Below are 11,470 nucleotides of genomic sequence, written 5' to 3'. Positions count from 1 at the left end.
TCGGGGGAGCGGCGCAGGGCGCGGTGCAGCGTGGGGCCGCTCAGCAGCATGTCCCGGGCGCTCAGCCGCCCGAGTGCGAGCAGGTCGCGGGCGGCGGCGGCCCCGGAGGTGAGGGCGCCGGCGGCGCGTCGGGGGCTGCGGGTGGGGTTGTCCCACCCGACCGTCTCCTACGTCCTCCACGTCAACGGCGTGGACCGTCCCGTCACCGGGGCGTGGATCGGGGAATCCCTGCTCCACGTCCTGCGGGAACGCCTCGGCCTCGCGGGCGCCAAGGACGGCTGCTCCCAGGGCGAGTGCGGCGCCTGCTCGGTGCAGGTCGACGGCCGGCTGGTCGTGGCCTGCCTGGTGCCCGCGGCCACCGCGGCGGGCAGCGAGATCCGGACCGTGGAGGGGCTCGGCGAACACGGCGCCCCCTCGGACGTCCAGCGCGCGCTGTCCACCTGCGACGTGCAGTGCGGGTTCTGCCTGCCAGGCATGGCGATGACCGTGCACGACCTGCTGGAGGGCAACCACCGGCCGAGCGAGCTGGAGACCAGGCGCGCCCTGTGCGGCAACCTCTGCCGCTGCTCGGGCTACCGTGGGGTCCTGGACGCGGTCCGCCAGGTGGTCGAGGAGCGTTCCGCGGAGCACACCGCGCACCACGAGGACGACCCGACGGACGGGTCGGTACCCCGCGTGCCCCATCAGGGCGGCCCCGCGGGTGAGGGAGGCGAAGCGTGACGGACCAGCGCGACCCGGCCACCACTGTCACCCTGAACCCGGCCGGGCTCGGGGTCGGCGAGGAGCCGTCGGCGCCGCCCACCACGGGCATCGGCATCTCCCTCACTCCCACCGACGCCGCGCACAAGGCGGCCGGGACCTTCCCGTACACCGCCGACCTCTGGGCCGAGGGGCTGCTGTGGGCGGCGGTGCTGCGCTCGCCCCACCCCCACGCCCGCATCCTCTCCCTCGACACCCGGCACGCCGCGGCGATGCCGGGGGTACGGGCCGTCGTCACCCACGAGGACGTGGTGCCCGAGGCGATGCTGGGGCGCGGCGTCGCCGACCGCCCCCCGTTCGCCTCGGAGTTGGTGCGCCACCACGGCGAACCGATCGCCGCGATCGCCGCCGACCACCCGGACACGGCCCGGCTGGCCGCCGCCGCGGTGGTCGTCGAGTACGAGGTGCTCGACCCAGTGACCGACCCCGAGAAGTCGTTCGAGGCGCCGCCGCTGCACCCCGACGGCAACGTCATCCGGCACATCCCGCTGCGGTACGGCGACCCGGCCGCCACCGGCGAGGTCGTGGTGGAGGGGCTGTACCGCGTGGGACGGCAGGACCCGGCGCCCATCGGGGCGGAGTCCGGCCTCGCCGTCCCGCGTCCCGACGGCGGGGTCGAGGTCTACACCGGCGCCACCGACCCGCACACCGACCGCGACCGGATCGCCGGCTGCCTGGGGCTGCACCAGGAACAGGTCAAGGTGTACGTCACCGGGGTCGCCGGCGCCCTCGCGGACCGCGAGGACCAGGGCATGCAGCTGCCGTTGGCGTTGCTCGCGATCCGCACCGGGCATCCCGTCAAGCTCGCCGCCAACCGCTCCGAGTCCTTCCTCGGCCACTCCCACCGGCACCCGACGCTGCTGCGCTACCGCCACCACGCCGACGCCGACGGCCGGTTGGTCAAGGTCGAGGCGCAACTGCTGCTGGACGCCGGGCCGTACGCCGACGACTCGTCCGAGGCGCTCGCGGCGGCCGTCGCCTTCGCCGCCGGCCCGTACAAGGTCCCGGCGGCCGTGGTGGACGGCTGGGTGGTGCGTACCAACAACCCGCCCGCCGGACATGTCCGGGGCGAGGGCGCGATGCAGGTCTGTGCCGCGTACGAGGGTCAGATGGACAAGCTCGCCGCCCGACTCGGCGTCGAGCCGGCCGAGTTGCGGGCCCGCAACGTCATGTCGACCGGGGACGCACTGCCGACCGGCCAGGCGGTCACCTGCCCCGCGCCGGTCGGCACCCTGCTGGCCGCCGTCCGTGAGGCGCCGCTGCCCCCGCTTCCGCGCGATGTTCCGGTCGAGGACTGGCTGCTGCCCGGCGGCCCCGAGGGCGCGGGGGAGCCCGGCGCGACGCGGCGCGGTGTCGGTTACGCGCTGGGCATGGTGCACATGCTGGGCGCCGAGGGCACCGACGAGGTCTCCACCGCCACCGTCAAGGTCGAGGGCAACACCGCCACCGTGCTGTGCGCGGCCGTCGAGACCGGCCAGGGGTTCACCACGCTGGCCCGCCAGATCGTCCAGGAGGTGCTCGGCGTCGAGGACGTCCGGGTCGCGTCCGTCGACACCGACCAGCCCCCCGCCGGTCCCGGCAGCCGAGGGCGCCACACCTGGGTCTCCGGGGGCGCGGTGGAACGGGCGGCCAAGATGGTCCGCACCCAGCTGCTGCAACCCCTGGCCGCCAACTTCGGGCTCTCCGCCGAGCTGTTGTCGATCGCCGACGGGAAGATCACCTCCTACGACGGCGTGCTCTCCACGACGGTCGCCGAGGCGCTGGAGGGCAAGGAGCTCTGGGCGACGGCACAGTGCCGCCCCCACCCGACCGAGCCGCTGGACGGCAGCGGGCAGGGCGACGCGTTCGTCTCGCTGGCCTTCGCCGCGGTCCGCGCGGTGGTGGACGTGGACGTGGAGCTCGGCGCGGTGCGCGTCGTGGAGCTCGCGCTGGCCCAGGACGTCGGCCGGGTGCTCAACCCCCGTCAGCTGCGGGCCCGGTTGGAGGCCGGCCTGACCCAGGGGGTCGGCGCCGCCCTCACCGAGCACCTGCGGGTCTCCCGGGGGACCGTGCGCCGCCCGGACCTCGCGGACTACGGTCTGCCGACCGCGCTCGACGCACCCGCGCTGACCATCGTCAAGCTGGTGGAGGAGCGGGACGTCGTCGCGCCGTTCGGGGCCAAGTCGGCGAGCGCCGCGCCGCTGGTGGTGGCCCCCGCTGCGGTGGCCGCGGCGGTACGGGCGGCCACCGGCAGGCCGGTCAACCGGCTGCCGATCCGCCCGCAGGCCGCAGTGGCGAACCCCTCCGCCTGAGCCCTGCCCCGGCCCCCGGCGGGGGCCGGGGCACACAGCCGGGCGGCGGTGCGGATCACACCGACGCCCCGGTGCGCACGGCCGGGCGGGGTCCCTACGGTAGGGGGATGAAGCCCGCTCCCGGCAGTGACGCCGGTACCCAGGAGGCCGTACCGGCACCACCAGCGCCGCCGGCGGAGCGCGGGGGAGTACTCGGCCCGCGCCACCGGGCACTGACCCTCGGCAGCGTCAGCGTCATCCTGCTGATCGCCTTCGAGGCCATGGCCGTCGGCACGGCCATGCCGGCCGCCGCGGAACAGCTGGACGGCATCGGGCTCTACGCGTTCGCCTTCTCCGCCTTCTTCACCACCAGCCTCCTGGGGATGACCGTCTCCGGCCAGTGGTGCGACCGCAGTGGCCCGGCCGCTCCGGTCATCGGCGGCATCATCACCTTCTGCTGCGGACTCCTCCTCTCCGGCGCGGCGCCGAACATGCTGGTCTTCGTCCTCGGACGCGCCGGGCAGGGCGCCGGCGCGGGGCTGATCATCGTCGCGCTCTACGTCACCGTGCGCATCGCGTACCCCGAGGAGCTCCGGCCCGCGGCGCTCGCCGCGTTCTCCGCGGCCTGGGTGGTGCCGTCGATGCTCGGGCCCGTCCTCGCGGGCCTCGTCGCCGAGCACTTCGGCTGGCGCTGGGTCTTCCTCGGCATCACCGGGCTGGTGGTGCTCCCCCTGATGGTGATGCTGCCCGCGCTGCGCCGCGCGGCGTCCGGCCCGCCGGAGGGCGGCCCGGGGCGGTTCGACCGCCGACGGCTGCGGCTGGCCGTCGCGCTCGCCGCCGGTGCGGGGCTGCTCCAGTACGGCGGCCAGGACCTGCGCTGGCTCTCGGTGGTGCCGGTCCTCGTCGGGGTGGTGCTCCTCGCCCCCTCCGCGGTGCGGCTGATGCCCCCGGGCACCTTCCGGGCGGCCCGCGGGCTGCCCGCGGTCGTGCTGCTCCGCGGCCTCGCCTCCGCCGCCTTTCTCTCGACCCAGATGTTCGTGCCGCTGATGCTGGTCACCCAGCGCGGACTCGGCTACTCCCAGGCCGGGTTGGCCCTGGCGGCGGGCGGCGTCAGCTGGGCGCTCGGCTCCTGGGCCCAGTCCCGCTCCCGGCTGGAGCCGCACCGGCTGCGGCTCGTGCGGGGCGGCACCGTGCTGGTGGTGGTCGGCATCGCCGCCACCCCGTTGGCGCTGCTGCCCGCCGTCCCCGTCTGGTTCCCGGCGCTCAGCCTGCCCGTGGGCTGCTTCGGCATGGGGCTGGTCATCACCTCCATGGGCGTGCTGGTGCTGCGCTACTCCTCACCGGAGACCAGCGGCGGCAACATCTCCGCGCTGCAGATCTGCGACGCGCTCCTCAACGTGGTGATGCTCACGCTCGTGGGTTCCGCCTTCGCCGTGCTGGGCGGCGGCAGCGTCGCCGGACACGCCGTCACCTCGGGCTCGGACGTCGGGCCCGGGGCGTTCCTGGTGGTCTACGCGGCGGCCACGGCGGTCGCCCTGCTGGCCGTGGTCGTCGCCGGCCGGCTGCGCCCGCCGAAGGCGTCACCGGCCTGACCGGCGGGGCGGCGGAGGTGGCGCGGCGCACGTCCGGCGTGCCACCGGGGCGCTCCGCGCGCCGGGTAGGCTGACGCGGTCGTCCACCCCCGTCCCACCGTTTTTCGAGGACCGTGACTACCACCACCAACACCCATCTCTCCCCGGCGTTCCCCGGCCGTGCGCCCTGGGGCACCGCGAACAAGCTGCGTGCCTGGCAGGAGTCCGCGATGGGCTCCTACATCGAGCAGCAGCCGCAGGACTTCCTCGCGGTGGCGACCCCCGGCGCCGGCAAGACGACGTTCGCCCTGACCCTGGCGTCCTGGCTGCTGCACCACCACGTCGTCCAGCAGATCACCGTCGTGGCTCCCACCGAGCACCTGAAGAAGCAGTGGGCGGAGGCCGCCGCCCGCATAGGCATCCGCCTGGACCCGGAGTACAGCGCCGGGCCGCTGCACAAGTCCTACCAGGGCGTCGCCGTCACCTACGCCGGTGTCGGCGTGCGGCCCATGCTGCACCGCAACCGCTGCGAGCAGCGCAAGACGCTGGTGATCCTCGACGAGATCCACCACGCGGGCGACTCCCGCTCCTGGGGCGAGGCCTGCCTGGAGGCGTTCGAGCCCGCCACCCGGCGCCTGGCGCTGACCGGTACGCCGTTCCGGTCGGACACCAACCCCATCCCCTTCGTGACCTACGCCGAGGGCAACGACGGCATCCGCCGCTCCTCCGCCGACTACACCTACGGCTACGGCAGCGCGCTCTCCGACGGCGTGGTGCGGCCGGTCATCTTCCTCTCCTACAGCGGCAACATGCGCTGGCGGACGAAGGCGGGCGACGAGATCGAGGCGCGCCTCGGCGAGCCGCTGACCAAGGACGCCAACTCGCAGGCGTGGCGCACCGCGCTCGACCCGCGGGGCGAGTGGATGCCGCAGGTGCTCGGTGCGGCCGACCGGCGGCTCACCGAGGTGCGGCGGGCGATCCCCGACGCCGGCGCCCTCGTCATCGCCACCGACCAGGACTCCGCACGCGCCTACGCCAAGCTGATCCGCGAGATCACCGGAGAGGCCGCCACGGTCGTCCTCTCCGACGACACCGGGGCCTCCGAGCGCATCGACGAGTTCCGCCTGGGCGACAGCCGGTGGATGGTGGCGGTCCGCATGGTCTCCGAGGGTGTCGACGTGCCGCGACTGGCGGTGGGCGTCTACGCCACGACGATCTCCACCCCGCTGTTCTTCGCGCAGGCGGTCGGCCGTTTCGTGCGGTCCCGGCGGCGTGGTGAGACGGCCTCCGTCTTCCTGCCGACCGTCCCCTCGCTGCTCACCTTCGCCCACGAGATGGAGGTGGAGCGCGACCACGTCCTGGACCGGCCGAAGAAGGGGGACGACGACCCCTACGCCGAGGAGGCCGACCTGCTGAAGGAGGCCGAGAAGCAGCAGGACGAGGACACCGGCGAGGACGAGCAGCTGAAGTGGGAGGCGCTGGGCTCCGACGCGGTCTTCGACCGGGTCATGTACGACGGCGCCGAGTTCGGCATGCAGGCCCACCCGGGAAGCGAGGAGGAGCAGGACTACCTCGGCATCCCCGGCCTGCTCGAACCGGACCAGGTGCAGATGCTGCTCCAGAAGCGCCAGTCCCGGCAGATCGCCCACAGCCGGAAGAAGCCGGACGAGGAGGCCGACCTCGTCGAACTCCCCGCCGAGCGGCGGCCGGTCGTCACCCACCAGGAGCTGCGCGAGCTGCGCCGCGAACTGCACGGCCTGGTGGGCGCCTACGCCCACCAGACGGGTAAGCCGCACGGGTCGATCCACAACGAACTGCGCCGCAGCTGCGGCGGCCCGCCCACGGCCGAGGCCACGCCCAACCAGCTGCGGCAGCGCATGGCCAAGGTCCGGGAGTGGGCCACGCGGATGAAGTGAGGTTCACGTACCGAGCCGCAGGGCCCGCCGGGGCGATCACCGCCCGGCGGGCCCTCGTGGGTTCCGACACCGGGGCGCGGGGCGGTGCCGGACGAACGGTGGTCGGCGCCGGTGCGGAGGTGACGGGGAGGCCGGTGGTATACGCGGATTGCGTGGGGTTCCCCGTGATGTGGGGCATCCGACGACCTCGCCGGAGATTTCCGGCGGAGCGGGACGAACACCTGCTTTTGGTGTGATCGGATTGTGAACAGGCCCTTCCGCTCAGCGGTGCGTCTGTATAGGTTTTCCGGCACGCGCAAGCCGGGCCGGCGGTCCGGCGCGCAGCCGGCCCGGCACTGAAACCACTGCACCCGGCGGCCCTCGTGCGTGCCCGCCCGCGACTCCCGCGGCGCCGGTACTCCACGACCGCGGGAGCCGTCGGTCCCATCCGAAGGGGGCGGCGTGACCGCGGAGACCTCGCAGACGCTCGACCGTGGGCTTCGCGTCCTCAAGCTCCTCGCCGACACCGATCACGGGCTGACCGTGACCGAGTTGTCGCGGCAGCTCGGCGTCAACCGCACCGTCGTCTACCGGCTGCTCGCCACGTTGGAGCAGCACGCGCTGGTGCGCCGCGACGCCGGTGGCCGGGCCCGCGTCGGCGTGGGCGTCCTCGGGCTCGGGCGCCAGGTGCACCCGCTGGTGCGGGAGGCGGCGCTGCCCGCGCTCCGCGCGCTGGCAGAGGAGATCGGCGCCACCGCCCACCTGACGGTCGTGGACGGCGAGGACGCCCTCGCGGTCGCCGTCGTGGAGCCCAGCTGGACCGACTACCACGTCGCGTACCGCACGGGCTTCCGCCATCCGCTCGACCGGGGAGCCGCCGGCCGGGCCATCCTCACCGGGCGGTGCAAGGACATCGACGACGAGGACGGCTTCGTCCTCACCCACGGGGAGTTGGAGGCCGGAGCCAGCGGCGCCGCGGCGCCGCTGCCCCCGGGGTGCGGTATCGAGGGCAGCGTCGGCGTCGTCATGCTCAACGACAGTGTGCCGCCCATGGTCGGGCCGCGCGTGGTGCGCGCCGCGCGGGAGATCGCCGACGCCCTGCGCTGACGCGGACCGTGCCGCCGGGCCGGTCCCGACAGCGGTGGCACGGCGCGACCGCTGCCGGGAGCGCCCCGGCGGGTGCGCGGCCGACGGCCGCCGACGGCGGTGCGTTAGATTCGCTGCCATGTCGCCGTCCCTCCCCGCCTCCCGCAACCGCGTCGTGCTGATCGCCTGCGCGGCGGCCGTCACTCTCCTGCTCGCGGTCGCCGCGCTCGCCCCGCTGCCGTTCTCGGTGGCGCACCCCGGGGCCACGGTGGACGTACTGGGTGAGGACGGCGGCGAGCCCGTCATCTCGGTCGAGGGCGCCGGGACACGGACCCCCGAGGGGGAGTTGCGGATGACGACGATCATGGCCACCGGGCCCGACGCCGCCGTGCGGCTGCCCGAGGTGGTCCGGGGCTACCTCTCCGACCAGCGCGCGGTGCTGCCGCGCAGCTCGGTCTACCCGGTGGGGGACACCAGTGAGGAGATCCGCGAGCACAACTCGGCGCAGATGACCGCCTCGCAGGGTGCCGCGGTCGACGCCGCGCTGGCGCTGCTGGAGATCGATCCCGCCACCGTCGAGATCGGCCTGCGGCTGGAGGACGTGGGCGGGCCCAGCGCGGGGCTGCTGTTCTCCCTCGGCATCATCGACCTGCTCCGGGGCGACGGGGAGGGCGGTGACCTCACGGGTGGTCTGGTGGTCGCCGGCACCGGCACCATCGCCCCCGACGGCACCGTCGGCTCGGTCGGCGGGGTGCCGCTCAAGACGCACGCCGCCCGCCGCGACGGCGCGGACGTCTTCCTCGTGCCGGCGGCCGAGTGCGCCGACGCCGCCGGGAACCGCCCGGAGGGGCTGCGGCTGATTCCGGTGGCGACGCTGGACGACGCGCTGTCCGGGCTGCGCGCGCTGAACGACGGCGGGACCGTCCCCTCCTGCTGACCGGTGCCGCGCCCGTGCCGGGGTCTGGCGTCCGCGAGCCCCGGGGCCGCCGGACGTGGACGCCGACGGCCCGCCCCGGGGTGACCGTGGCGGGCCGTCGGCGTCCCGGTCGGACCGGGCCGGGGGCGCGGTCAGAGGTTGCCGCGCTTGTCCTGCTCGCGCTCGATGGCCTCGAAGAGCGCCTTGAAGTTGCCCTTGCCGAAGCCGAGCGAGCCGTGCCGCTCGATCATCTCGAAGAAGACCGTCGGCCGGTCCTGGACCGGCTTGGTGAAGATCTGCAGCAGGTAGCCGTCCTCGTCGCGGTCGGCGAGGATCTTCAGCTCCCGCAGGGTGTCCACCGGGACCCGGGTGTCGCCCACCCACTCGCCGAGGGTGTCGTAGTAGGAGTCCGGCACGTCGAGGAAGCTGACGCCCGCGGCCCGCATCGAGCGGACGGTGTTGACGATGTCGTTGGTGGCCAGCGCGATGTGCTGGACCCCCGGGCCGCCGTAGAACTCCAGGTACTCGTCGATCTGCGACTTCTTCTTGGCGATCGCGGGCTCGTTGATCGGGAACTTCACCTTGCGGGTGCCGTCCGCGACGACCTTGGACATCAGCGCCGAGTACTCGGTCGCGATGTCGTCGCCCACGAACTCCTTCATGTTGGTGAAGCCCATGACGCGGTTGTAGAACTGCACCCACTCGTTCATCCGGCCGAGCTCCACGTTGCCGACGCAGTGGTCGACGGCCTGGAAGAACCGCTTCGCGGGCGGGGCCGTGATCGGCTCGGCGGCGGCGAACCCAGGGAGGTAGGGGCCGCGGTAGCCGTGGCGTTCGACCAGGGTGTGACGGGTCTCCCCGTAGGTGGCGATCGCCGCCATCACCACGGTGCCGTGCTCGTCGCTCAGCTCGAACGGCTCGCGCAGGCCGGTGGCGCCCTGCCGGACCGCCTCCGCGTACGCCGCGCGGGCGTCCGGCACCTCCAGCGCCAGGTCCACCACGCCGTCGCCGTGCTCGGCGACGTGCTGCTCCAGGAACTTGCCGTGCTCGGAGGCGGCCCGGATCACGGAGGTCAGGACGAACCTCGCCGAGCCCGACTCCAGGACGTAGGAGGCCGTCTCGCGCGAGCCGTTCTCGGGGCCGGAGTAGGCGACCAGCCGCATGCCGAAAGCGGTCGAGTAGAAGTGCGCGGCCTGCTTGGCGTTGCCCACGGCGAAGACGATCGCGTCCATGCCCTTGACGGGGAACGAGTCCGCTTCGCGGCTCGCGCCGGTGGACGGGGCGGGGGTCTCGGGGGTGTCAGCCGTGATACCAGTCATGCGAGCAGCGTCCTCTCCATCGACATCGTGTGCAATAGTTCCCGCCTGTGCTGTGCAATCTGTACAGCGACTCTTGGATTCACCCGGTCGATGTGTGCACGATGACCACCGTGAGCATCGACGAGTTGGACGGACGACTGCTGGAGCTGCTGGCGCGCGAGCCCCGTATCGGGGTCCAGGAGGCGGCCCGGCGGCTGGGCGTGGCACGCGGCACCGCCCAGGCACGGCTGGAGAAACTCCGGACCGGCGGGGTGATCCGCGGCTTCGGCCCCGAGGTCGACCCGGCGGCGATCGGGTTCCCCGTGACGGCTTTCGCCACCCTGGAGATCAAGCAGGGACAGGGGCTGGAGGTCCGGGAGCACCTGGCCGGCGTGCCCGAGGTGCTGGAGCTCCACACCATCACCGGTCAGGGCGACATGCTCTGCCGGCTCGTCGCCCGGTCCAACGCCGACCTCCAGCGGGTCATCGACCGGGTCGTCGGCTTCGACGGGATCGTGCGTGCCGCCACGGCGATCGTGATGGAGAACCCCGTGCCGCTGCGGATCGTGCCGCTGGTGCGGGAGGCGGCGGGGCTCACGGCCGCCGGGGAGAGGCGCGGCTGACGGGCGGGCCGGCACGGGGCGCCCCCGCGCCCCCGTGCCGGTGCCGGCCCCGTCGCGACCGGGCCGTCCTCAGGCCGTGTCACCGCTGGACTCGTCGGAAGGCCAGGGGTCGGACAGGTAGAGGTCGTCACCGGGTGCGGCGGCGAAGAGGCCCGTCAACTCCTCATCCATACCCATCCGTTCGTGCTCCGTTCCCGGCGGCACGGCACGGAGGGTCCGCTCCAGCCAGGCGGAGACCGGGAGCGCCGGTGCCATCAGCAGGGCCTCGCCGTCCGGGGAACTCAGCGCCATGCAGACCACGTTCCTGCCGGCGCTCAGCGTCGGCCAGACGCGGACGTCCCCGTGGCCGGCCGGACGGAAGCAGCCCTCCACCATCAGCTCCCGGGCGAACGTCCAGAGCACCGGGGCGTGCGAACCCACATGGAAGGTGAGATGGACGGCGAACGGGTCATCCGACCGGTAGACCAACCGGGCGGGCACCGCCAGGGATCGTCCCGGCGACAGCACCAGGTCGAGTTCCAGCTCTCGTTGAACGGTCATGGCGTGCACGTGTGCGCTCCTTCGGACGATCGGGTGGGTCCGTCCGGTTAGAGGGCGCGGGACGCGGATCGTTACGCTGGTTCGCGAGGAAATTTCACCGGAGGCGCGTGGGCTGTGCCACAACCGGCTCCGGCCGCCACCGCGTCGCGCGCCGCCGGGCCCGTCGCCGCCCGGAGCGGCGGCCCGCGCGCACGGATGACATCGGGCGCCCCTCACGGCGACGTACCATGCAGAGCCTGACGCCGAGCCACACGCGCGGACACCACTGAGCACGGACGAGGAGAGTCGGACCCGCTCATGAGCTCCCCACCCGTAGGAGGCGCCGGCAGCAGCCCGGAGCCCAACTGGTACGCGGACCCGTCGATCCCCGGCTACATCCGGTTCTGGAACGGCTTCGGATGGGTGCCGGGCACCAGCCGACCGGAGCCGGGCCCGGGGGAAGCACCCCCCACCCCGCCCGCGTACGCGCGCGCCGCCCCCGCCGACCCCCCGGCGGCAGCCGGGGCCGAGCG

At 73.9% G+C, this 11,470-nt stretch carries 10 protein-coding genes; 8 read left to right on the top strand and 2 right to left on the bottom strand.

From position 1 onward, the window contains the following. The 6 genes from HCJ92_RS18165 to HCJ92_RS18140 all read left to right on the top strand — a co-directional run. A partial coding sequence (locus HCJ92_RS18165) for a (2Fe-2S)-binding protein (RefSeq protein WP_245240983.1) occupies window positions 1–720 on the top strand: 720 nt, incomplete at its 5' end. A 32-nt stretch (window positions 721–752) separates the two neighbouring features. Further along, entirely contained in the window at window positions 753–3,050 is a 2,298-nt protein-coding gene (locus HCJ92_RS18160) for a xanthine dehydrogenase family protein molybdopterin-binding subunit (protein ID WP_167934676.1), read from the top strand. A gap of 107 nt (window positions 3,051–3,157) precedes the next feature. Further along, complete coding sequence (locus HCJ92_RS18155; RefSeq protein ID WP_167934673.1) at window positions 3,158–4,621, top strand: MFS transporter; 1,464 nt, start codon at window positions 3,158–3,160, stop codon at window positions 4,619–4,621. Window positions 4,622–4,734: 113 nt separating this feature from the next. Then, on the top strand, window positions 4,735–6,516 hold the full coding sequence (locus HCJ92_RS18150; protein ID WP_167934672.1) for a DEAD/DEAH box helicase family protein: 1,782 nt from the start codon (window positions 4,735–4,737) through the stop codon (window positions 6,514–6,516). Between the two features lie 441 nt (window positions 6,517–6,957). Continuing rightward, complete coding sequence (locus HCJ92_RS18145; RefSeq protein WP_167934671.1) at window positions 6,958–7,602, top strand: helix-turn-helix domain-containing protein; 645 nt, start codon at window positions 6,958–6,960, stop codon at window positions 7,600–7,602. Between the two features lie 118 nt (window positions 7,603–7,720). After that, window positions 7,721–8,518 carry a hypothetical protein gene (locus HCJ92_RS18140; RefSeq protein ID WP_167934670.1) on the top strand — a complete coding sequence of 266 codons (798 nt, stop codon included), beginning with the start codon at window positions 7,721–7,723 and terminating at the stop codon, window positions 8,516–8,518. 131 nt (window positions 8,519–8,649) lie between these two features. Here the strand turns inward: HCJ92_RS18140 and hppD are convergent, their stop codons facing one another. Beyond that, a complete protein-coding gene (gene hppD / locus HCJ92_RS18135; RefSeq protein WP_420824737.1) occupies window positions 8,650–9,729 on the bottom strand; it encodes a 4-hydroxyphenylpyruvate dioxygenase in 1,080 nt (359 codons plus the stop codon). Window positions 9,730–9,926: 197 nt separating this feature from the next. Between hppD and HCJ92_RS18130 the strand changes: the two genes are divergently transcribed. Then, complete coding sequence (locus HCJ92_RS18130) at window positions 9,927–10,418, top strand: Lrp/AsnC ligand binding domain-containing protein (RefSeq protein ID WP_167934675.1); 492 nt, start codon at window positions 9,927–9,929, stop codon at window positions 10,416–10,418. 69 nt (window positions 10,419–10,487) lie between these two features. Here HCJ92_RS18130 and HCJ92_RS18125 read toward each other — a convergent pair whose 3' ends face one another. Further along, window positions 10,488–10,967, bottom strand: coding sequence for an SsgA family sporulation/cell division regulator (locus HCJ92_RS18125; RefSeq protein WP_167934668.1), 480 nt, complete (start codon window positions 10,965–10,967; stop codon window positions 10,488–10,490). A gap of 288 nt (window positions 10,968–11,255) precedes the next feature. On the opposite strand from HCJ92_RS18125, the gene HCJ92_RS18120 reads away from it, so the two are divergent. Next, window positions 11,256–11,470 (top strand): DUF2510 domain-containing protein (locus HCJ92_RS18120; RefSeq protein WP_167934667.1); only part of this gene is annotated, 215 nt, incomplete at its 3' end.

Source organism: Streptomyces spiramenti (genome assembly GCF_012034385.1).
GTDB classification, from domain to species: Bacteria; Actinomycetota; Actinomycetes; order Streptomycetales; family Streptomycetaceae; genus Streptomyces; species Streptomyces spiramenti.
The sequence above is the reverse complement of the archived record's forward strand: the minus strand, read 5'-3'. Positions and strand labels throughout refer to the sequence as shown.

Excerpts from the sequence above, each read along its gene's own strand:
- HCJ92_RS18155 (WP_167934673.1), top strand. The coding sequence starts at position 3,158 with ATGAAGCCCGCTCCCGGCAGTGACGCCGGTACCCAGGAGGCCGTACCG.
- HCJ92_RS18140 (WP_167934670.1), top strand. The coding sequence starts at position 7,721 with ATGTCGCCGTCCCTCCCCGCCTCCCGCAACCGCGTCGTGCTGATCGCC.
- hppD (WP_420824737.1), bottom strand. The coding sequence starts at position 9,729 with ATGGACGCGATCGTCTTCGCCGTGGGCAACGCCAAGCAGGCCGCGCAC.